The organism is Leucobacter chromiireducens, from assembly GCF_051993095.1.
In the GTDB taxonomy this organism is placed as follows: domain Bacteria; phylum Actinomycetota; class Actinomycetes; order Actinomycetales; family Microbacteriaceae; genus Leucobacter; species Leucobacter chromiireducens.
In genome coordinates this window covers 1005181-1027387 of the sequence record NZ_CP197024.1, presented here as the reverse complement: position 1 = coordinate 1027387, position 22207 = coordinate 1005181, and the positions used below count along the sequence as shown (strand labels likewise).

Here is a 22207-nt window from a genome sequence, read left to right as displayed (position 1 = left end):
ATTAAGGTGTGAAGTCCCACGCGGAGCGAGGTCTCCCCCGCCCCGCTGGTTCGGCTACTCGGCTGCGACCGGCTCGGCCTCGGCGGGCGCTTCGTCTGGCTCGCTGTCCGGCGTATCGGTCGTGAGCTCCGCATCGGTGTCGGTGCTCTCCGGCGGACGCTTGGCTGTGAGGGCTGCCCCTGCGTAGGCTGCGATGCTGCCGAGTGCGGCGACCAGGTAGGCAGGCCAGGCGAGACCGGCTACAGCTGAGGTACCGATGCTGACGGCGGCAGTTGCGAGACCTGCACCGATGGCTATGGGTGAGCGGAGGCCTGCGATCAGCGCCTCGGTGCTCTCGTGTGCATGTCCGCCACGGATACGCGCGGCGTAGATATAGACCGCTGCAACGCTAAGCAGGCCAACTGCTCCAGCGACAATCGGAGGCCAGACCCATGCGAACGGGGCGGTGCTGACCGCCGCAATCGATAGGGCGAGCGAGGCTGGCGCTGAGACGAACGCAAAGGCGGTTTTCGCGATCCCGGCAGGTGTAGTCAGCGCGAGACCGCGGGCACGGTGGACTCTGAGGCCTGCGATAGCTGCGATCAGCGCGAGGGCGGAGAAGACGACCGAGGCGACCATGGCGCCGAAGGTCAGCGTCTTCGAGCTGGCTTTTGTCTCGGCGATTTTGTTGGATGCAGTATCGGTCAGTGCCGAAGCGTTCTCCTTGGTCGCATCCCACGCGTCGCCGGTCTTCTCCTTGATCTTGTCCCAGGCCGCGCCCGCTTCCTTCGTATCTACCGGCTGCGCATCGCTCAGTGCTCGGAGCCACTCGCCGTCGCTCGTCAACGCCCAACCTGCGACGGTGCGAGTCGCCTCGAACACCTCGCCGTCCTTGATCTCGCGGATCGCCGACGCGTCCGTGGGGTCGGAGTAGAGGGTGTAGCCGGAGCCGTCAATCTCGACCTCTGAAAAACGGTCGTCAGTAGAGGGCAATGGGACGAGATTCTCGCTCGCCATCCACGCGACAACTCCCCGGTGCTCGATCGGCTGCCAGGAGACTGTACCCGCGAGCGCACTCTGACCGACAGTGCCGAGTTCGAGATCACCGGAAGATCGGTATACGGTCCCCTCGGCCATTCCGGTCTCGAGCGGTCCGTCGGAAAACGGGCCTGACGAGGCAGGGAGAGCGAAAATCCCGCTTGAAGCGCCGAGCTTCCCGACCCAATTCTCGGGCATTTCGTCGGAGGTCGGGATCGCATAGAACTCGCTCAGCTGGTCGAGTGATACGGCGGGATACGCCGCGACCTGGAAGTCTTCGACCAGCCCTCGCTTGCCTTTGTATTCGACCTCGAAGCTCGGCTGCGCGGTATTAACTACTGGCGGCGCGGTCGCCTCCCCGGTGACAGCGCAGACGGGAGCGGTTAGCGAGCCGAGCGGAGTGCGGCCGTCCACGTCATAGACGGTGAGACCGGTCGAGACCGGTGCGACGATCCGGCCTGACTCACAGTCAAGATCGGCGGCATGGGCAGTAGTAGGCGCGAGCAGTGCCGCGCAGGCGATTGCTGTTGTAGCGAGAGCCGCGCTGAGGCGGCGGCTTTTCGTGGTCATGGTGTAACTCCTGTGGGTGAGGGTCGTAGCTACTGGGGTGGGTGGGGCTGCTTGCGTTTGGCAAGCACCGTGCTGCGCTTTTCTTGCGGCGCCGTTCTGGCGAATTCGTACCCCGCGTCTTCGTAAGTGCCTCGGAGCGCGCGCCAGGCGCGGACGCGGGCCGTACCGAGCGGGATGCCTACCTCCCAGGCGTACTCGGTCAGGGGCATCCAGCCATCGAACGGTGAGCTGGGCGGGGACTTGCGGGTCATGGTGGCTCCTATCCGAAGAGGTCGTCGAAGGTCGGTTTTGCGCGGTTGCTAGTGATTACTGGCGGCTGCTCTGGCTGAGGGACAGGTATTGCGCCCTCGGGCATGTCGAGCACCTCCGGAGCAGACGCGACGGGTCGAAGCGGCGGCATCTCGCCGGGCGAGGCGGTAGTGAAATCGGTGTCGTCGTCAAAAGTGAAGTCGATCTCGCCGAGATCAATGTCCTGTGCAGCAGCAGCGCTCCCATGATTCAAAATCTGCCCGAACGCCGGGACGATCTCTGCCTGCTCAGCGCCGGCCTGCGGCGGCAACTGACCTGAGGCACGCAACTCTCGGAACTCGCGGTCCCAGCGGTCAAGCGTGGCGTCATCCGTGTAGGGGAAGCGGACGCGCTGCGGCTCCGGGAACCCTTCGACGCGGACGTAACCAATTCCGGCACTGCGGTAGCCATTGCCTGGTGACGCCACGGGGATCAGGTGGGCCTCTGCGCCAAAGTCTGTGGCCCCGGTGCCAAGCACCAGGTCGGTTTCGATGGCTGTCTCGGTACGCAGAGCAACGCGCATCGGCAGGAACGGGCGCAGCGCGCCCACCATCTCCTTCTGCGGCGCTTGGACTGCACTCACAATCAAGATATTCATTGAGCGTCCCTGGCTCGCGATGAGGAGCAGATTGCTCATTACTTCCTTCGCTCGCTTCGAGTCTGTATCGAGTGCCGTCAACGCCGAGAGCTCATCGATGAAGAGCACTAGTAGTGGCTGCTCGCGAGAGACTGGCAATGATCGGCCCTGCCCCTTGCGGGCGTTCATCTTGTCGACCACGTTGGCCACGAGCGCGGCCCAGTCGTCAGGTGTCGTAGCTACCTGCTGGAACATGCCTCGCAATGAACCATCGTCGGCAATAGCTTCTGCACCCTTGGGGTCGATGGCGTAGATCTCTGCGAGGCCTTGCCGCGCGGACGGGAGCACTCCGGACAGGATCGACCAGATGACCGATCCTTTACCAGCGCCGGTTTGGCCGACAGCGAGCGTGTGGAACAAGCTGAACGGCACGGCCTCGCCGTCCTCCGTAACCGCAATGTCGAACGATTTCCAGCTGGTGGCCGGGTCGTCGCCGAGTGGGTGTTGGTCGCGGAAGTCATCAATCGTCAGCATGGTCATGAGCGGGTCACGGCGTTCACGCATCGAGATGATGCCGCGCGCGTCGTCTACGGTGGTGCGCCATGATAGGTCTGCCTCGTGGGGCGCGATCGAGACTTTGAGCTCCGCAGCGATCTTGCGGCGCGACAGTCGGTCGGCTGCGAGTAGCTGTGGAGCGCTAAACGTGAGCACCCGGTGGCCGAGCATGTCGGTTATTTGCTCGATCTGTAGGTCGTGCGGGTAAGTCTTCAGCTGCGCTGCGATACGTTCGCGCACCGCCCGCAAGTCCTCAGGGAGCTTCGCAATCGTTGCCCGGCGTTCCAGCGGTGCCCACGCCATCAACGATGCACCGTCGTGGTGGGTGGTGGCGTACGCGGCGACGGCCTCGGCAGCAGAGGGTGAGACGCCATGCGCAAGAGTCAGCACCGTTACGCCGTCGGTACCGGGTGTCTCGTCGACAACAAGTCCTCCGGAGAGTTTGTCAAGGTGGCGGCGAGCCTGAGTCCCGGGCGATACCGGGCGCGCGATGAGCGAACCCCGCTCGATAACGACCTCGTAGCCGCTGTTAATGGCTGCAATGGTGCGATCAACCTGCACCGGGTTCGCCAAAAGACGTGCGCTGGCGGTCGCTGGTGTTGGGCGAATTGAGAATGTGTCGCCTTTCTGCTGGATCCGCTCCGCTTCACGGTCATCCACGCCGAGAGCCTCCTTAAGGAGGTCGGCGATCTCGCTGCGTTTGGCTCGACGGAAGCCAGCATGCCGTGCGCTCATGAACAGCGCCCCCCAGTAGAAGCACCCTCCAAGCGCGATTGCCGCAGCCGGTATCCACCAGGCCACCGGAACGAACTCGGCGAGCAGGTCGTGGGTCGTAGGGATAACCGGGAGGAGGGCGACTGCGAAGCCGAGCAGCTTCGGGACCAGGAGCGCTGGGATCTGCCAGAAGGCGGGCACCGTGAGGCGGGTCTGCACGGCCTGATCGAGGTATCGGAGGCGCCGGCCGATGAGGACGGCTGCAGTAAGGGCGGTGGCAGCCACGACAATGAGGGGTGCATCGAAATGGCCGGCCACACTCGGAAGGAAGGCCCAGAGCACGGCACCGGCGATCTGCCGGGCTTCCTGCGCAGATGTGCGCGGCCGGTGTCCGCTGACCTTTTCGTAGCGGGGTGAATCGGCGAGTACCGTGACGACGCCAGCCAGGAGGTAGGCAGCCCAGCGGATCGGCGTGAATAGAGCGCGGAAGGTCGCGCGCACGGCGCTCCGCTTAGCTTGGGCTACGGCCATGTCGCGCATTGAGACTCCCACGGGCTCTCCTCCTCCTTCGTTATCTACCGCTACACATACGGGTCATTTGATGGCGCTACGCCGCCATTGCCCGCGCCCGCAGTTCGTCGGACAGCTCGTCGGCGGGGCGAGCGTCGTAGGCGAGGTCGAGTGAAGTGAGATACCTCTCGGTGAGGCGGCACTGCATGCATGACGGGCCAGCGGAGAAGACGGTGATCTGAAGAGTGGACATCGTGGGGCTCCTTATATAGGGGGTGAGGGGTGAAGCCGCGGCGACGTGCGGACACGACTACGCTCGTCGCCGCGGCGGTTTGTGGCAGCTACTCGACGGTGATGGTCGAGCTGCTGGACGGCGCGTACGGGAGCGTGAGCGTCTCGTCATCGCCGACCACGTGGGCGGTCGGCTGCGCCTGGATGCCACCGCCGACAGCGACCGTCGTGGTGGCGTAGCCGTCAGCATCGGTGGTCACCGTGCGGGTCTCGTGGGCCGCGGCTTTCGCAGCGGCCTTCAGCTCATTCACCTGGGCACTGGCTGCTGCGACCTGCTGGTACTCGGCGATGCTGCGAGCCTGCGTCTCGACGCGCTTGTCCTCAGCCATCGCGGCCGAGTTCTGGGCGAGCCAATTGCTTAGATTCGCCGGTGTCGGTGCCGCGAGGTAACGCTGCAGCGCGGCGTCAGCGGCGGTGCGCGCAGGTCGATGCCGACTGTCGTACCAGCCCTGCAACGCCGCCTGCGCCTCGCGCAGCTCAGCCTCGGCCTGGTCGAGCGCGGGGCTCGACATCAGCTCCGGCCACGTGCCGGTGATCTCGACGGTCGCGCCCTCGACGGGCGCTCCGGCTGCGTCGACCACCTGGATCTGCGCGTCGGTGGTCTGAACGGCAGTGGTGGCGGCATGGGCGGTGGTCGGGATGAGAAGCGCGCCGAGAACGGCGGCTCCGGCTACGACGGTAGCGCCCATGCGGCGCTTGATCTGGGGTTTTGTCTGGGTGGACATGTAAACTCCTTAGGTCTCTCTGGGATATGGGAGGGTGAGGCCGGGATCGGCGGTTGTGGGACTTGAGATCCCGGCCTCGTAGGACCGTGGCGCTGGCCGAAAGAGGCTCCCCAGCCTGTATTTCCCTCGCGCCCGCGGTACTTCTTATGAGCTACGGCGTCGAATGCGGCGCAGCAGCGGGCCACTCGCGAGGACGCCGGCAGCGGCTGCCAGGATCGCTGTGAAAGTCAGCGGTACCGCGGGATCAGAGCCGGTCTGAATGAGTTGCGTCGGCGGGTCGGTAGGATCCTCGGGCGTGTTCACGACCGTCACCACCCAGCTGCCGTCGTCGAGCTGCTCGGCTGCGCGGGGCGTTGCATCAATCTGGTAACCGGCGGGCGCCTCGATTTCCGTGACCACGGGGGCGATGATCTCGGCCCTATCGATAACCGGCGACTCAGCCGACCCCCTTACGCACTGCGCGAATCCCACGACCTCGACAGTCGCCTGCCCATCCTCATCGGTGGTCACGCTGCTCGCGGTCACCTGCTCGTACGCGTCGATCATGAGCGTCTCGGTCGCGCGAGCGGCGGTGATGGCTGCCTGATCCGCGGCGTCGTACTCAGCTGCTGCCTCCTCGGCTGCTGCGGTCGCATTAGCCAGTTCTGCTCGCGCCTCGGCGATCTCGTCAGCACTCGGCCCACTGGCGATCAGCGCATCGATCTCGGCGCGCGTCTCAACGAGCGCGGTCTGCGCGTCGGTGACGGCCTGAGTCGCGGCGTCGACCGCTGTCTGGGATGCTGCGATCTCGTCAGAGTCACCACCCCACTCGGCGGCAGTGAGGTGTTTCTGCGCCTGCGCGAGCGCTTCCTGTGCCTCGCTGAGCGCCACGCTCTGCGAGGACTCACGCTCTACGAGCGCAGCGAGCCGCGGTGATTGTGCGCCAGCATCGGCGAGCAGAGCGTCGAGAGCCGCCTGCGCGTCAGTCTGCGCGGCCTGGGCAGCATGGAGGATAGCGCGGGCGTCGTCTGCAGCCTGGCGGGCTTCGTCAGAGGTGGCGGAGGCGGCGGAGAATTCGCCGTAGAGCTGGTTGGAAGTGAAGGCGTCACCCATCGGGTTATTGATCGACCAGTGCTGGGCGTCAACCTGGAAGGTCGCGCCGCCCAAAGGCTGGCCGGCGGGGTCCGTCTTCTGGATCTGCAGCGTGGTCGGCTCGGCGCTGCAGCCGCCGAACGCCGCCTGCGCGGGGGCGGGCTGTGCGATGAGCGGGATGGTGAAGGCGGTCGCTGCGACTGCGAGAGTCGCGAGGCCGAAAACGGTGCGGCGGGTGGGGTTGGTGGTGCGGGTGTTCGACATCTTCTTCTCCTAGATACGGGGTAGACGCCAATCGCACTCGATCTCAAGGGAAGCTATTTTGTTGTGCTGCCAATCGCACAGAAGTAGAGTGAATACCCGGGGCAGCGTGCGATTGGCGTTGCTGAGACTGCCCCGGGGAGTTTTTTAGGCCGCGGTGCCGTACCTCCGGCGGAGGGCTGCGGCACGGCGCTTGAGCTCGCGCATCCTGCGGGCGGCGTCCGCCTTCGACGCGTAGGGCTCGCGCGCACCGACGAGCACGGCGGCTGTTGGGATAAGCGCGGCAATATCGGCATCCGGGACGCGGGTTTCGCACTCCCCCAGGTGCGTACGCACGGCGCGCTCAGCCAGAGCCTGGATTCGCTCGGCGAGCGTCGGGAGGCGCTCGATCGCTGGCTCGTAGCTGATCCGTACGTCCCGGTGGTATCGGGCGATCAGGTGCGCATCCGGCCCGGTCACGCCGATCTCGGCGAGCGCCCGGACGTCGGCATTCTCGGGACTGATGCCGTGGAAGTGGCGGGCCTCAGGGTGAGGCGAGAGAGTGGGGGCGCTGTAAGTCATGTCGTCGTGTCCTAACTGCTATGTCAATAAGCCTATCGCATTTCGTCGGTTAATGCAGCATTATGTCGTCTTAGTAGAGAAGAATTTTTCCAGATCTTCCAGCTGGCCTGCCCTGAGCGCTTCGACCCATCCACTCGGTACGAAACGGCGATGAGGCGACAACGAAAACACTGGAATCTCGCCGCTCTTGATACGCCTCTGGATAGTGCGCTCGTGAACACCCAGCGCCTCCGAGGCCTCTCCTACGGTCAGCCACCCAGCTGGAATCAGTTCCTGTTGATCCATTTCAATATCCTCACGTCTCATACGTTCGTCGCTTTTCGTCATCTCTCATTCTCCTCGATAATCGACACGTCCTCCAGCTGGTCATCTGCGTAGAGGCTAGGATCCAGTCCGAGCAGTGCTGCGGGGATCGTGAAACCCGCAGCAGGCCTGGTGACAGAAAAAGCCTTGCGCGAACCTTTGTGACGCCCAGGGGCCTCGCGACGAAAATCGGGGTGTTCCACCGAGTGCATGACCTCCGCCAGTTGATCGGGCCCCATCCCTAGCCTCAGCGCTTCGCCCTTCGCGACAGATCCGATAGCTCCCGCGAGCAGGTGCACGAGTGCGCCATCATCCGAGAGATATCCGAGCGACGGCCCCATGGGCTGTACCGCGTCCTTGACCGGTGACTCCCGCCACCCGTAACGCTTTGCAAGCGTACGGGCCTCGGGGTCCGAGACACCGTCAATGTGCGGAGGCATCAGCAGATGCCCTTTGCCTGCCGCAAGGAGCGAGGACACCTCATCCACGAGCCGCGAAGAGATCGACCCTGAGGTCAGAGACGCGGCGTTCTCGCGCACCATCGCATGGTAGAGCTCGACGATCTGCTGCTCCGACGGAATCAGCGGGGCGAGCTCGTTAGCAAGCGGTGTATCGGCGTAAGCGTCTACCATCTCGCGGAGCAGCTCCCAGCCGAGCGTCCAGACTGCGCAGACCTGCGCGACACGAAGATTCTGTGCCTGCTCGATAAGTCCCGCGGCGGAGTCTTGACGAGCAGCTTTGAGCGCAGCAAAACGGGCGCGGGTCGCAGGGATACCGTCAGCGTCAAGCTTCGAAGCGAGGTACTGAACGAGTGCAGCCGTGAGCTTTCGCAGGCCATCGGTGCGGTCGATAACCGGCTGCAGAGCATTCAGTGGCGCGTCAGATCGACCGAGGCCAAAGATTTCGGATTTCGTCATATCCATCGCGATCTGAGCAATACGGGAGCGGATCGCTTCGCCGTTCTCTCCGGGCGAGATCTCCCCTGTCATCACTGGTGAGACGATACGCGAATCGGGCTGTTGTACTGAAAAAGTGATGTCGGACTTCGCACGCCCACCATCGCCGTACGCGGCCTGGGCGATGATCGTTGCCGCCTCATTCGCCTTATCATCGAGCTTCGAGACGTTTGCGACACGGTAGTCGTCGATGAAAAGCCCGACGTGCCCATGCCAGCTCAAAACTGCGTTCACGGCTGGGGTTGAGTTGTCGGCAGTCAAGCTGAGCGCATAGCCGGAGCTCGCGACCGGGGCGGTCGAGAACAGGGAGCGCACGGCGCGGAGCACCGACGATTTTCCTGAGCCGCGGGGCGCGGTCAGGATCATGCCTGCACCCTCAGACTGCGGGATGAGGGATGCGAGCGTAGCCCCGATCATGGGGATCATGATGCGGTCTGACGCGATAGCACGGAGCGCACGGAGCGCTTCAGCGATGCCACGGGCCTCCCCCGCAGTGTTCTCCACTTCAGGGAGACCAAGCGCTGCCTGGTACGCGACAGGTGCACCGCCACCGGTGCCAGCATTCGCCACGCGGATCGCGTCAGTCGTGCCGTGAGCGTCGAGCGATCCGCCGGGGAGGGCGTAGACGTGGCGACCTTCAAGCTTTATCCAGCCGGTACGGTTTGTGGAGATCAGTTCCTGTCGGTACTCCTGCTGAGCAGAAATCAAGACATTCGACATGTGGCGCGTTCCGCCCGAGACAGCGGGGACCCGGAATGGGCCGCCGACGGCTTTGAGCGCTTCCTTGATGTCTTCGGCTTTTGACTGCGGAAGGTTCGGCGCGACCCATTTGCGGCCGGAGCTATCGATCACGACAACGGTGCAGAGGCGAACTCGAGAGTTCGTCAGAGCTGACTCGACCTCCTCTAGCTCGCCGTCGGCATTCGGCGAGCACAGCTGGTCACGGGAAGCGATGTACGGCACGTAATCCGCGATCATAACGCGTCGAGGTGCCATTCCCTGCTGAGGGATCAGGCCGAAGACACCATGATCCTCGGGGTCATCAAGGTTGATCGAAACAGCCATCGGCTCCATCGGACCGAGGAGCTGCTCGGCGTTACGCTTGTGCTCCGCGAGAGCCTTAGTGAAGTCTTCCTCGATTACCTCCCGGACAAACTCAGGCTCTTCGACAAGGGAGAACTCGGAGGTTGGCATGAGCTCGACAACTTCACCCATAGGACCCCCCATTGCTTCGTTACTGTTGTGTGCTGGCTGTGCGTGCAGGGTCGTGCTCATCGGAACACCGCCCCTCCGAACGCGCTACCGCCGAATGCCGGAGCCGATGTCTGGAAAACCTGCCGCGGTCGCGACTTATACGGCGGATACAGCTCCGCAAGCTGCTGCGGAGTGTTCGCGCGGAGCACTGAAAAGATCGCGGCGAGGTCAAAAACCTGCGCGCCGTCAACAGTGCTGGAGTGGCGGCCAAGCAGGCGGGCTGCGAGCTTCGCATCTCCCGCGCAGAACACCGTGACAAGGAGATCCCAGCTATTGAGCTGCGCCCCCTGCTTCGGAAATAGCGGGAGACCTGCTGCGCGCCAGCGCTCCTGCTGCGCGGTGCCGTGCATGACCAAAACGGGTGCGTCGTGGATCGGACGGTGGGCGATTTGGTTGCTCGGCTCCCCCAGTAGGCTCACCTTCATCACCTGGCGGAAGCCCGAGTTGTCGAGCATCGTGCTCGGCTTGCCGTCAGCGTAGGTGCCATCGGGTCGGCGGAATTTGACCCACTTCCCGGTCACGCGGGCATCCATGACGTGTTGCACGAGGTCAGCCGGAGATGCAGCGAACGCGAACCTGGTGCCGATGCCGTGGTCGACCCCATCGGGAAGAGCGCGAGGTTCGGAGACCTGGTCGCCGCGCGGGCGCAGGAGAGCATCAAGCTCGGCGACGACCTCTGCTGGCAGCGCCCACGCCTCGTCGGTCAACTCGCCATAGTCGTAGGTCGGGCCAACGTCGAGCAACTGCCCACCCTGGGGAGCCTCGGCGTTCTTGCGGTTCACAGAGCCGCAGACCCGGCGCCAGCCACAGTGCTTGCGGGTTACAGCCACATCGGCTGAGGGGCCAAAGATATGCATCACCCAGTAGGCGGCGCGCTCCTCAAGGAGCCCAAGCTCCTGCGAGTCAGGGTGCAGCGGGTCGCGCAGCTGCACGACCAGAAGCAGTCCCCCGCCGGTGAAGGTGGTTACGGTCGGTGCAAAACCTGAGTTCTCGAGCGCAGCGAGTGCTTGTGCGTAGGACAGCATCCCGCTGCTGTTGGCATGAACACCTTCTGACACGTCAATGTCGAAGACGATCGAATCGACGGCAGTTACGTTTGCAACCTCGACCCCGCCGCCGTCGAGCGTGTTCAGGGTTCGGTAGATGCCCCAGGTGCCCGGATGGTCGTGGACGTCAATCCAAGCCACCTGTGCGTCCACGTCGCCAGCGGGCAGCCAAGCGACGCTGCCCCAGCCCGAACCCTTACCGGTCGGGGCGACGAACGCGACGAACCCCTCGCGGTCTTCCTGACCGATCGCATCACAGAAGTCGCGGTAATCGTCTGCGTCAAAGCCTGCGGTCGGATCGACCGGGGCGGGGTAGCTGTGCTGGCTCATGTATCCAGCTTAACAAAACCGACACATTAAGACCAGTTCCGACAGTAAGTTTTTCGTCTAATATTGTTGAGAGGTCACCGAGCTCTTCGCGCCCGGTACTCCTCCACTTCCTGCTGGGAGAGTCGCCCATGCTCGTCGCGAGTGAGCTGGCCGCGCTGGATCGCTGCATAGATCGAGGGGCGCGAGACACCCACAGCCTCCGCAGCCTCAGCAACGGTCATCGAGCCGGCGGCGTCAGCGTCTACCTGCGCCTGCTCGTAGCGATCGAGTGATTCTACGAGCACGCGAACTGGCTCGCCCTCCCCCGACAGTTCACCATCGCGCAGTAGGCGTGAGATCTTGGCGCGAGAGACATCCAGACGCTCGGCGGCTTCTTGCACCGTCACAGACGATCCTGCGACGCGGTCACGCTCCGAAAGGTAGGCGTCGAGGGAGGCGGTATCGATGCCAAATGACCCAGTGGTAGTGAGACCTGCCTTGACGTGGCCCTTCCTCAGCAGCAGCGTGACGGCTGGACGCGAGACACCAGCACGCCGGGCAGCCTCGGACACAGAAACCGCTTCCGGGGCAGCTCCTGCCGCGACCTGGTAGCGCGGGTGGCGCAGCACCGACTCACGCACGATGCGGCGGCGGGTCTGGCGGCCGGGGCGCTCGATCTCGATAGCCTCGAGCTGCCCCTGCTCAACGAGATCGAGCACCGACTGGCGTGCGGCGTAACCAAGGAGCTTCGCAGCCTCGGTCACGGTGATCGTGCCGGCCGGCGGCTCGGTGGTAGCACCGGTCTGCGGCACGCCCGCGCGTGACGGGCGCGGCTGGGGCTGCGCTTCGATGGAGGCGTCCGTGAGACGTTGCAGGCGCCACTGAGCAGAGCGCACCGGGATACCAACGGCAGAAGCGACCTCGTCCCATGAGAGCCCAGCGTCGCGTGCGTCGCGGATCGCGGCGTCTAGCGCGGCCTCGGAGACAGCGAAGGCCTCAGCCGCCTCCGCCTCTCGCTTACGCGCCGCCGCAAGCGCAGTCGTCGGATCCTGCTCAGAATTGCCCATAGCGTCAGCCTACCTTCCTCGTGATTCCGCCAGTCGGGACCACGCCGACTCTATGCGCGGTGCCCTGGTCCCAAGTTGGGACCGCTGGACCCGACCGGACCCGCCCTGGTCCCGAGGTTTGGGACCTGGCAAAATTCGCGTAATTATGCGGAAGTTTGGGGGTCAAACGGGTCGAAATCGCCCCTGGTCCCAAAATCCCAGAAGGGGTACCCCTACCTATATAGAGAACCGTGGAGAGGGAGGCTTGCGCGTAGAAAGGGGGTACCCCTTTCTATATTTTGGGACCAGAGACTAAATATAGAGAGAAAGGGCCTTAACATCGTTGATTTCATGCGGTTTTTGCCTGGTCCCAAACCTTGGGACCAGGGCGGGTCCGGTCGGGTCCAGCGGGACCAAGACAGGGACCAAAACAGCAAAAACCCGCCTGAACGAGCGATTTGGCTCCTTCAGACGGGTTACAAGGGACACTAGCTCAGCCTCGCGAGCAGCTCCGCGGGACCACCTTGCTCCCGCGACAGGACCAGCAGGTCTCGCAGTGAATCGCCCCCATCGTCAACTGCGATCTCGACACTCTCCTTTTCCACTGCTCCCGCGAGCACCGGGCCGTACAAGCGCGGGTGCCTGAGTGCCGCTCGAAGCCCGCTACAACCGGGGGCGACAGCGATGCCTTCAGCGTCAGCGACATCAAGCGCAGCGTACTCAAGTGCGAGCAACTGGAGTAGCTCAACTACATTTACTTCCTGAATCGAATGGGCGGTCATCTACTGCCCCTCTCTGGGATCACGCAAGCGCTGGCTTACGGTGAGCAGTAGCTGTCATGGTTCTTCGCCTCCTTCGTCACTTAGTGCGGAATCTCCGTCTAGGTTCTTAATGCGCGGTATCTACGAAACTCCTCCGGCCAACGCAGAAAGCGCCCCACCAGGCCACCACGACCCGGCGGAGCGCTCCCGTTCTCCCACCACCTACTCCCCTGCTATCCAGCCCGCGCCACCACCAGCTGCTCTGCTTGCCCGCGTAGAACCCCGTGCATCACCTCCGTCGCTCCATCGACCGCCGACACGGGGATACCTAGCGAAGCGACTAGCATCGCGACACCAACTTCGCGCGCTGACAGCTCAAGCGCTATCTCGACCGGAAGCCCCGCGTCGAACACCGAAGCCAGCGACTCCACGTGCATCGCCGTCAGCCTGTTCAGCGCTGGCACGCATGGTGCGACCATCGCCCGCCGTAGCTCGCGCTCAGCCGCTTCAACGCGCTCTCCATGCCCCGCCGATGCCCGCGCCCATTCGTCTTCAGACCGGCGTTCCACCACTCGGCGTGCCTCGCCGAGCAGCCCGTCGCGCAGAGCGGCCCAGGCATCAGTGAGCGCGATACGACCATCGTCAGCGTGCGTGGTCTGGCGCACGAAGACTTCGGCGTACTGCGCTGCGAGCCATACTGCGACGGGCGGTGGATCGCTGGATGGTGTGGGCCACGTGCTTGCGATGGATGCGGAGGCGCGGGTGTTTCTGGATCCGTAGCTGTCTTCTGTCATGCCGAGAGTAATGCGCGGTGCGCCCGATTGCCGACAATCAAGATCAACCACATACCAGAAGGTGCACTAGCCCACTCTCCAAAGTCAGCCAGGAACACACGCCCTATTTCTGGGCTAAGCTCCGAGCCGTCGCGTCACAAAACGGCCAGTGACAGCATTCCTCGTCACCTTGCCGCTACGGGGACTGGACCACTTGAGCTGCTGACGTTCGCGACGAACCTCAGCGACCGTGTCGTCAAAACTCTGATTCAGCTTGTTTGCCCGTTTCTGCTTGCGCGCAGCAACGGTTTCGGGTGAGAGCCGGTATGGCGTAGGTACAAACGTCATGTGTTGTCGTCTCCCTTCCTGCAAAGCATGTTTATTACAGCGTACATCGGCTTCAACCAAACGGAGTCATTTTTGGAGCCCTTTTGGATACTGGCAGCGCTGAAGAAGCTCGCTAACAAGTCTGCGATTGGCACAAGATTCTCTTCGTCCTGCACCGAGAGGTCCAAGGTGGAATCTGTATCAACAGCGAGAATGCCGTACATCTCGTCATCCCTAGACACTGAGGCCACCGAGTAACTCGTGTACTCTCGCCCCTTGATCCCTGCCCGGCTGGCTGACTCAAAAGGGCCAGTGAGATGTTCAAGCAGTGCATCGAATGTGGCGCTGCCAGGAGCGTGTGTACCTGGCACGTCATCCCTGCCGTAAGAGTAGATGGGCTTTATTTGGACTGTGCCATCGGTGTCCTGCCCCAGGATATAGAACGTTACTCGATACCCGTATTTCTTAGGATAAACGCCGGATGCCAATGACTCCACAACCTTCTTGATCGTTTCATCTCGCAGTTCAGCGCGCTCCTGAGCCGACAGGTTCGAGGGTTGAGGGAGCTTTGGAACCAAACTCGAAACGATTCGAAGACTTGCCCGTTCCCTTGCATCCTTTACAAGCTGCACTTGCGCGACGTGCTTCTGAAAATATGCCCGGATGCCAAGTGGAACCGTACCAACAAGGACAGTGAGCGAGCCGACTCCAACCCAGAACCAAGCCAAATTGGGGCCGATGAAATTGGAGATGATGATGCTTCCACCAACCGGCAGAACCCATGGGGCGACCTCCATGAATAGATACCTGTTGGATACGAACTCAATCAACCACCACCAAGCGCGACGGAATGCCCGCCCCAGCGTTCCCCAGAATCCGCTCCCGCGTCGATGTTCTCTCACAACTGAGAGCCTACTGAATGGTTGAAAAGACATAAGCAAGGGACAAGGTGAGAGGCTTCTCCTATGACTCTTACTCCTACGCCCAAGATCTTCGACACGTTCCGATCCCAGCTCGAACCGGCGTACCGCCACATCGGTGTGGCAGCGGTCTCGCATGCTGCGTTCGAGGCGCGGATGAATCAACTGATTGAGTCGCTCAAGCCCGAGGGCGAACCATTCGCCACTGCAGCCGGTCGGTCATACCTCCCGCGTCGCAATATGGAGATGTCCAAGCGGCTCGACGCTCTTGTCGCTGCCAACGTGGTTACTGGGAACTTGCAGGCTCAGCTCATGCAGTTACAAAGTGCTGAGCATGAACTTCGAAACCTCCGGAATTCTGTAGTCCATTCATTCGTCTCCGATCCCTACCCGGACAATCCAAACGTCGTCTATTTTGAAGACGCACGCACGGAGCTGGGTCCTAACCGCGTTCGACGCAATATCCAAGCGTTGTGGGAGGCAACTGTGCGGATCACGGATGAAGCAGCAATTCTCGGAGCCATTGCTGGTGTAATTTTCGACAGGATTTTCGCAACGATCAAAGAGGGACCAGACACCGTAGCACCGGCAGTTAGCGTGAACTCTAGCGATCCAGACTTCGCGAGGAAGTTCACCGCGTTCGTCAAGAAGGGGCTTTGGCTTGGATGGGCTGCTGGCGGTGACGAACCAGATTCCGATTGGTGGCGGAAGTAGGCACCACGGTGGATTCTAACCGGTAAGGTTCTGGGCATGTCTGCACCAATCATGGAACGCACAGTCGGCGGCAAGATCCGACGAGCCGCCATCATCAGTCTTGATTCGCCTTGCCGGCAGAGGAGAAAGCTGGAATCCATCGAACGAGCTGGTCTAGGAGAATTCGGTGCGTTCCCCGGTACAGCTGAAGACTTTAAAGAAGCCTGCAGTGTCGAAGTTGATCTTCTCGTGATCTCTGCTCATGGTTGGCACAGCCACGACAAGGTGGGTTTTGGTCGCCAGGAATGGCTCAACATCGATGAGCTGCAGGGCAGCGCGGATACCCTGCTCGTGCTCACCTGTTTTGGCGGCGACGGCGAACACCCCGCAGTATGGAAGAAACAGTTCAGCGCGAGTCATGTCATCGCCGCTTCTGGTGAGCCTGAAAATATCTCCGGCTACAACGCTGCCCTGCGCGTACTGAGAGATACGAGCATCTGGACAGCACCAGATGAAATCTGCTCACGCTACCGAGAAAACATGCGCGCCCCTGTACTCGCCAACGCCGGATGGTTCGTTAGTTGAGCTTCAGCAGCTTTCGCCACCAGGTCTCTCGCCCAACCTTCGCTACGGGCATCCATTCGTGCTCAAGTAATGGACACTCATCTTCAACATAGTCAGGCAGTGACCTGATCCAAGCAGCGCCCTGCGCGCTTACGTGTGTTCTTGAATGCTGCAGCTCCGGCTCTAATCCGCTCGCAAGCCTCCATAATTCGGTAGCGATCCCTTGACGCCCCCACCCCGGCGCCTCCACCGCCACCATCTGAATGACGTATCCCGACCAATGGATATAGCCGACCTGATACTGCCGGTGTGAGTATTCGATGTCGCTAGTGGTCAGGTCAGTGTCTCGGGAGAAGACCACGATCTGGCCCATCCCTACACCCTGTCGGTCTCCGTAGACACCGTCAGCATGAAACGGGTATAAAGTCCGCCCGTCTCTAGTCATAAACGTAGGCAGCCTCTGCCACTTGAAGTAAGTCACATCACGCATCATGCCACCCGCACCTCACCCAGCACCCGCCCGCCGCACAGCGGACACCCGGCCACCGTCAGTTCCACTCCCCCAGCGTCTCTAATCCGCCGCGGGTTCACCATGTTGAACTCGGGCTCCGCAATACCCTCGACCCGATGCTCCTCCAGGAACCCGCATGCACGGCAGGTCATCGAGTAGATGACCGCACCGGTCACCGGCGGATCCCCGCCCAAGCGTCCTGCGCGAAATTCCCGGTAATCGTATGGCTGACCGCGATCAGCAGATCACCCTCCACAATGATCTGATCCGTGTACCGGTGCTCCGCGCTCGGCGCCTGCACGAACCGCGCTTCCGCGCCATCCGCCAGCACTTCCTCGTAGACCGAGTCGCGCAACGCCGCTACCAATTCGGCCTTCGCTGTTTCGTCGATCACGCTCGCGCCGAGGTAAGCAAACGCGTCGGTGCCAGTAATGCCCCAGTTACAGTAAATCTGCTGCTCGCCAGATTGCAACGTGGCCATCGTCATCGGGCCAATCAGGCCTGAAAGCTGAGTCTCGGCATCAACGCCGGGGTGAGCCTCAAGTCGATCATCGTAAGTGCGCACCTTCGCGAGCGGCAGCAGTTCCTCGCAGGTCTCAGGGATGGACGTGGACGCAGGCTGCTCGACCGGCTTCTCTACGGGCTTGGGTGCCTCAACGGCCTCCGTCGTCTGCGATGGTCGAGGTGCCTGCTCCGGTGCTGGTTCTGCGGCACAGCCGACGACGGTCGCGGCGAGAGCTGCGAAGACGAGCGGAGCATAGAGAAGGCGACGGGCGGGCATAGGCCCAGCCTATCTACCGCTCTCAATACGCTTCAGGCAGCACGGCTGACGATAGCCGTACTGCCTGAAGAGTGCAGCCCTGGACCGCCTTCGGGGAAAGGGATCCAGGGCTGCACGGGGTGCCGCCTCATGATCGAATGTGTGGGTTGTCATGACCCTAGGGAATCTCGATCAGGCGGCGGTAACACCACCCCTGCGACGTGGGAAAGCTTCGCTCAAAGGGGGAGTTTGCGAAGATGCGCCGCTGGGTGTGGTGAGTCTGAGGGTTTGGTCGCGAAGATAAGTTTCGGATCGCGACGAGGCCGGTTCCTTCCCCGACTCACAACTATCACGCTGAGAGCCGGGGAAGGTACTGAACTACGGAAGGTTAGTTCATCTGGACCGTAGCCTCATGCGTTTCTGCACGGCGCCTGCGGAGCAGGAACAGCACTCCGCCGGCAAGGAGCAGGCCGGCCGCGAGGAAGCCCGCGGTAGCAATGCCCTGCCCACCGGTCACGGCGAGGGCTCCGACGGTGATCTTCTCATCGTCGTCTGCCTGCACCGGGTCTCCGCTGGGCGGGTTGCCAGTGACGGAGGCGTGGTTGTCCACGTATCCGCGATCACGGTCGGCGCTGGTGAGCTTGTAGCTCGCCGTCGCCGTCACCTGCTCCCCCGGAGCCAGCACGCCAGCTTCGCCCGGCCAGGAGCCGTATGTGATCTTCGACAGGCCCTTGAGCTCGTCGGTGATCTCCACCCCGGTGAGGGTGACGTTGCCGGTGTTCGTGACAGTGAAGGTGTAGGCGATCTGGTCGCCGTTCAGCTTCCCGGTCTTCACGAGGGTGATGGCCGGCGCCTGGGGCAGCGGCGTGTTTTCCTCGTCCGGATCCTCAACAGGGTCTCCCGTGGGAGGCGTGCCGGTGACGAGCGCGTGGTTATCGACGCTGCCAGCATCCACGTCAGCCTGCGTGAGCGTGTAGCTCGCGGTCGCCGTCACCTGCTCGCCGGGCGCGAGGACGCCAGCCTCACCAGGCCAGGTGTAGACGATCTCCGACAGGCCTTCCAGCTCGTCAGTGATCGACACGTCGGTCAAGGTGACGTTGCCGGTGTTCGTAGCGGTGAAGGTGTAATTCACCTGATCACCGGCGACGGAGCCCGCGCCCTGCGGAAGGGTGCTCGACTTCAGCAGGTCGATTGCCGGACCCGGCGTCACGGGCACAGTCACGTCGTCCTCGTCCTCCACCGGGTCGCCCGTGGGCGGGGTACCAGTAGTGGTCGCGATGTTGTCGACGCTTCCTGCGTCCACGTCAGCCTGCGTCAACACATAGGTTGCGGTCGCGGTGACCTGCTCACCCGGTGCAAGAACACCAGCGGCATCAGGCCACTGACCGAACGTGATGTCCGACAGGCCTTCCAGCTCGTCAGTGATCGTGACATCGGACAGGGTGACGTTACCGGTGTTCGTGACGGTGAACGTGTAGTTCACCGTGTCACCAGCTGTGCCCTCGCCGTCAAGCGTTCCGGTCTTCACCAGATCAATCACAGGCAGCTGCGGGAGGGGCACGTCCTCTTCATCCTCGTCCTCCACCGGGTCACCCGAGGGCGGGTTGCCAGTGGTGGTCGCCGAGTTGTACACGTTGCCTGCGTCAATATCCGCCTGCGTCAGCGCGTAGTTCGCGGTCGCGACTACCTGCTCACCCGGAGCGAGGACACCAGCTTCGCCCGGCCAGGTGTAGACAATCTCCGACAGGCCTTCCAGCTCATCGTCAATCGTGACGCCCGTGAGGGTGACATTGCCTGTATTGGTGGCGGTGAAGGAGTACTCGATCAGGTCGCCCGGAATAACCGTTGCGCCGTCTTCGAGACCGCCGGTCTTCACCAGTTCGATGGCGGGTGCGGGATCCACGGGGATGATTTCAATGTCATCATCTTCCACCGGATCGCCCGTGGGCGGGGTACCAGTCGTGGTCGCGGTGTTCTCTACCTGACCTGCGTTCACATCAGCCTGCGTCAGAACGTAGGTCGCCGTTGCGGTAACCTGCTCGCCGGGAGCGAGGACACCGGTTTCGCCCGGCCACTCACCGTACGTAACCTCGGACAGGCCTTCCAGCTCGTCCGTGATCGACACGTCCGTGAGCGTCACGTTCCCGGTGTTGGTCGCCGTGAACGTGTACTCGACAGTGTCGCCTGCCTGGCCGGTTGCGCCTTCTGCGAGTGCGCCGGTCTTCACGAGGCTGATCGCGGCTGCCGGATCAACCGGAACCGTCACATCGTCTTCGTCTTCCACCGGATCCCCCGAGGGCGGGTTGCCAGTGGTCGTCGCGATGTTGTCGACGCCGCCTGCGTCCACGTCGGCCTGTGTCAGAACGTAGCTCGCCGTCGCAGTGACGGTTTCTCCGGGCTGCAGGACGCCCGCTTCGCCGGGCCATACTCCGAAGACGATCTCCGAAAGACCATCGAGCTCGTCAGCAACGGTGACATCAGTCAGAACAACATCACCGGTGTTCGTCACCGTGAACGTGTACTCGACAGTGTCGCCGGCAACGCCAGAACCGCGGAGGGTACCGGTCTTCACCAGATCAATTGCGGGATTATCAGGGAGGACTACTTCTGCATCGTCCTCGTCGGTGACCGGAGGACCCGTGGGCGGGTTACCAGACACCGTCGCCGAGTTCTGGATGATCTTGTTGTCGACGTCCGATTCAATGATCGTGTACGTTGCCGTCGCGGTCACCTGCTGACCGGGCTCAAGAACACCAGCCTCACCGGGCCACGAGTAGGTGAGATCAGACAGGCCCGGCTTCGGATCCGTGATCACAACATCCGTGAGCGTACGACCGCCAGTGTTCGTGGCAGTGAACGTGTACTCAACCGTGTCGCCCACCACACCGAGATCGCCATCGGCAAGAGCCGCGGTCTTCACGAGGTCGATCGCGGGAGCTGCTGCGCAGTTGTCGGCGATCAGCTCGAGGAGGATGTCGGACAGACCTTCGAAGTTGGTCGACAGGTAGTCACTGCCCTCGACCGGACCCGAAATCTGCGACATGTGCTCATGGAACTCGTTCATGTCGGAGATGTTGTCGGTCAGGCCGACGCCAACGATCCGGGTGTCCGTCGCCTTGAGCGAGTTCGCGCTCTCCACCGCGGCAGTGATCGTCGCAACGTCAGTCGAGTTGCCCGGCCCTTGTGCGGGGCTGCCGTACTGGGTCGGGTTGCCGTCAGTCACGAACAGCAGCGCGTCGTACGACTCCTGGGTTCCTTCGACCGCTGCGAACGCGCGGTCCCAGTTCGTGCCGCCTTGCTGGTTCGAAGGACGCTGGATTCCCTGCACCCAGTTGGACACGCTGCTGATTCCAGCGTCGTCGAGAGCTGTCAGCGGCAGCGGTGCGTTGCTCGGAGCGCCAGTAGCTGGCGCGTTCGATGCAAAGTTATGCAGCGACAGGCGAACCGGGTAATCGCTGAGCGTTTCAGCAAGCTCCGCGACACCGTTACGCATCAGCTGCAACTGCTCGTCATCCACAGAGTTCGACAGGTCAAGGCTCAGCGCAAGATCAAGCTCACACTGTGCCGGCATCGGCGGGTTCGGGGCAGGGTCAACCTGCGACTGAGCCGCGTGGGCAGCGGTAACGCTGCCGAACATCATCAGCGAGGAGACCAGAGCCACTGCAGCAGACTTCTTCACACCGCGGCCTATACCGCGGCGACGCTCCTGAGTAGCCAATGTCACCTCCTCGGGAACTTCGGAGCTCGACGAGCCCCTCAGCCTTATGTGCTGCATATGATTCCTTTTCGCTCGTGTCGCCAGCGGGAAACTCCAACCAGCGGCGGTGATGGTGCAAGCAGGAGAGCGCCCACGCCGAGAAGGCATGACAAAGAGAGGCCATCGGGTGCGAACCCGAGAACCTTCCGTGTGATCACTGCCCCAGCTGTGAAGCCAGGTGCGGCGATCCGCTCCCCCACCCCCAAAGCTAGGCGTCACGATCCCAGCCGATCCAGCATCCAGATCCTTTGACCCCCGCCGGGGGTCACGGCCTGGGAATACGCATCAGCTCAGCCGGCAACGGCGAGGTACCCGTCATCAGCGGCGGCTTTCGCTAAATCCAATCGTGAGTTCAATGGACGCTGCGCCGCGGCATACTTGTTCCGCACTCGTTGCAGGTACTTCTTCACTGTGTTCGTCTTGACGCCGATAGCTGCCGCAACTTCCTCGATCGAGGACCCCGACGCGTACAGAGCGAGCGCACGTTCCTCCTGCTCACTCAAAGCTGGCCGCTTCGGATCGTCCGCGATGAGCTCAGCAAGTTCGGGAGACACCCACCACTCTCCATTCAACACCGCTCTGACAGCTTGCAAGATACTCGCCTCGCTGTCTCGCTTCCCGATGGCGCCGTGCACGCCTGTCTGGATCATCCGCCTCGCGAGCGGCGGAGACGTGAGTGCGGAAAAGAGCACCACCTTGGGCCCCGGGTATCGATGATGCGCGAGGAGCTTCGCCACCATTCGCGGGTCTGCGTGCGGGCGCCGGTCGACCATCAAATCGAGAAGAACGAGATCTGGAAGCACGTTCCGGCCCGCCGTCTCCATCCATTCCATAAGCTCAGGCAGTTCTTCGCAGGCAAACACCACTCGGAGATCTGGTTGGTGATTGAGGAGCGCTGTCACGTATTTGCGCTGCATGAGGTGGTCCTCCACGACCACAACTTTGTGCACGCGCACATCCGACTCCTTGATGCTCCACGCCAGGGACCCGGCTGCCCCCACGACATTCGACTCCCCCTGGACTATCGAACCCCGTATTTGTTCAACGCCTGGTCCGACGCGGATCGAATGACCCCCGGAGGGGGTCA

Annotated in this window: 21 protein-coding genes; 2 read left to right on the top strand and 19 right to left on the bottom strand. The window is 62.6% G+C overall.

Annotated elements, in window-relative coordinates:
• Positions 1-54: 54 nt before the first annotated feature.
• The 14 genes from ACR81A_RS04560 to ACR81A_RS04495 form a co-directional block, all read right to left on the bottom strand.
• Positions 55-1587, bottom strand: coding sequence for a hypothetical protein (locus ACR81A_RS04560; RefSeq protein WP_440312800.1), 1533 nt, complete (start codon positions 1585-1587; stop codon positions 55-57).
• A gap of 29 nt (positions 1588-1616) precedes the next feature.
• Complete coding sequence (locus tag ACR81A_RS04555; protein WP_440312799.1) at positions 1617-1838, bottom strand: hypothetical protein; 222 nt, start codon at positions 1836-1838, stop codon at positions 1617-1619.
• A gap of 8 nt (positions 1839-1846) precedes the next feature.
• Positions 1847-4273, bottom strand: a complete 2427-nt coding sequence (locus ACR81A_RS04550; protein WP_440312798.1) for a hypothetical protein — start codon at positions 4271-4273, stop codon at positions 1847-1849.
• Positions 4274-4328: 55 nt separating this feature from the next.
• On the bottom strand, positions 4329-4484 hold the full coding sequence (locus ACR81A_RS04545) for a hypothetical protein (RefSeq protein ID WP_440312797.1): 156 nt from the start codon (positions 4482-4484) through the stop codon (positions 4329-4331).
• An 88-nt stretch (positions 4485-4572) separates the two neighbouring features.
• Positions 4573-5247, bottom strand: a complete 675-nt coding sequence (locus ACR81A_RS04540) for a hypothetical protein (RefSeq protein ID WP_440312796.1) — start codon at positions 5245-5247, stop codon at positions 4573-4575.
• Positions 5248-5391: 144 nt separating this feature from the next.
• On the bottom strand, positions 5392-6582 hold the full coding sequence (locus tag ACR81A_RS04535) for a hypothetical protein (RefSeq protein WP_440312795.1): 1191 nt from the start codon (positions 6580-6582) through the stop codon (positions 5392-5394).
• Positions 6583-6726: 144 nt separating this feature from the next.
• On the bottom strand, positions 6727-7140 hold the full coding sequence (locus ACR81A_RS04530; protein ID WP_440312794.1) for a hypothetical protein: 414 nt from the start codon (positions 7138-7140) through the stop codon (positions 6727-6729).
• Between the two features lie 60 nt (positions 7141-7200).
• Positions 7201-7467, bottom strand: a complete 267-nt coding sequence (locus ACR81A_RS04525) for a helix-turn-helix domain-containing protein (RefSeq protein WP_440312793.1) — start codon at positions 7465-7467, stop codon at positions 7201-7203.
• Positions 7464-9614 (bottom strand): hypothetical protein, encoded by a 2151-nt coding sequence (locus tag ACR81A_RS04520; RefSeq protein WP_440312792.1) that lies wholly within the window; start codon positions 9612-9614, stop codon positions 7464-7466. Before ACR81A_RS04520 ends, ACR81A_RS04525 begins: the two co-directional genes overlap by 4 nt.
• A 56-nt stretch (positions 9615-9670) precedes the next feature.
• On the bottom strand, positions 9671-11029 hold the full coding sequence (locus ACR81A_RS04515; RefSeq protein WP_440312791.1) for a hypothetical protein: 1359 nt from the start codon (positions 11027-11029) through the stop codon (positions 9671-9673).
• Positions 11030-11103: 74 nt separating this feature from the next.
• On the bottom strand, positions 11104-12075 hold the full coding sequence (locus ACR81A_RS04510; RefSeq protein WP_440312790.1) for a helix-turn-helix domain-containing protein: 972 nt from the start codon (positions 12073-12075) through the stop codon (positions 11104-11106).
• A 467-nt stretch (positions 12076-12542) separates the two neighbouring features.
• Positions 12543-12836: a hypothetical protein gene (locus ACR81A_RS04505; RefSeq protein WP_440312789.1), complete on the bottom strand. Its 294-nt coding sequence runs from the start codon at positions 12834-12836 to the stop codon at positions 12543-12545.
• Positions 12837-13048: 212 nt separating this feature from the next.
• Positions 13049-13609, bottom strand: a complete 561-nt coding sequence (locus ACR81A_RS04500; protein ID WP_440312788.1) for a hypothetical protein — start codon at positions 13607-13609, stop codon at positions 13049-13051.
• Positions 13610-13932: 323 nt separating this feature from the next.
• Positions 13933-14745 (bottom strand): hypothetical protein, encoded by an 813-nt coding sequence (locus ACR81A_RS04495; RefSeq protein ID WP_440312787.1) that lies wholly within the window; start codon positions 14743-14745, stop codon positions 13933-13935.
• A 135-nt stretch (positions 14746-14880) separates the two neighbouring features.
• Here ACR81A_RS04495 and ACR81A_RS04490 point away from each other — a divergent pair, with 135 nt between their 5' ends.
• Both ACR81A_RS04490 and ACR81A_RS04485 read left to right on the top strand, forming a co-directional pair.
• Positions 14881-15549, top strand: coding sequence for a hypothetical protein (locus ACR81A_RS04490; protein WP_440312786.1), 669 nt, complete (start codon positions 14881-14883; stop codon positions 15547-15549).
• Between the two features lie 36 nt (positions 15550-15585).
• Entirely contained in the window at positions 15586-16113 is a 528-nt protein-coding gene (locus ACR81A_RS04485) for a hypothetical protein (RefSeq protein WP_440312785.1), read from the top strand.
• Here the strand turns inward: ACR81A_RS04485 and ACR81A_RS04480 are convergent.
• The 5 genes from ACR81A_RS04480 to ACR81A_RS04460 all read right to left on the bottom strand — a co-directional run bounded on the left by ACR81A_RS04480 (position 16106) and on the right by ACR81A_RS04460 (position 22076).
• Positions 16106-16465 carry a hypothetical protein gene (locus ACR81A_RS04480; protein WP_440312784.1) on the bottom strand — a complete coding sequence of 120 codons (360 nt, stop codon included), beginning with the start codon at positions 16463-16465 and terminating at the stop codon, positions 16106-16108. The two genes, ACR81A_RS04485 and ACR81A_RS04480, sit on opposite strands and share 8 nt — an antisense overlap.
• Before the next feature lie 116 nt (positions 16466-16581).
• On the bottom strand, positions 16582-16779 hold the full coding sequence (locus tag ACR81A_RS04475; RefSeq protein ID WP_440312783.1) for a hypothetical protein: 198 nt from the start codon (positions 16777-16779) through the stop codon (positions 16582-16584).
• On the bottom strand, positions 16776-17384 hold the full coding sequence (locus tag ACR81A_RS04470; RefSeq protein ID WP_440312782.1) for a hypothetical protein: 609 nt from the start codon (positions 17382-17384) through the stop codon (positions 16776-16778). The genes ACR81A_RS04475 and ACR81A_RS04470 overlap by 4 nt, the downstream gene beginning before the upstream one ends.
• A gap of 367 nt (positions 17385-17751) precedes the next feature.
• Complete coding sequence (locus tag ACR81A_RS04465) at positions 17752-21024, bottom strand: DUF7507 domain-containing protein (RefSeq protein ID WP_440312781.1); 3273 nt, start codon at positions 21022-21024, stop codon at positions 17752-17754.
• Between the two features lie 386 nt (positions 21025-21410).
• Positions 21411-22076 carry a response regulator gene (locus ACR81A_RS04460; protein WP_440312780.1) on the bottom strand — a complete coding sequence of 222 codons (666 nt, stop codon included), beginning with the start codon at positions 22074-22076 and terminating at the stop codon, positions 21411-21413.
• Positions 22077-22207: the final 131 nt, after the last annotated feature.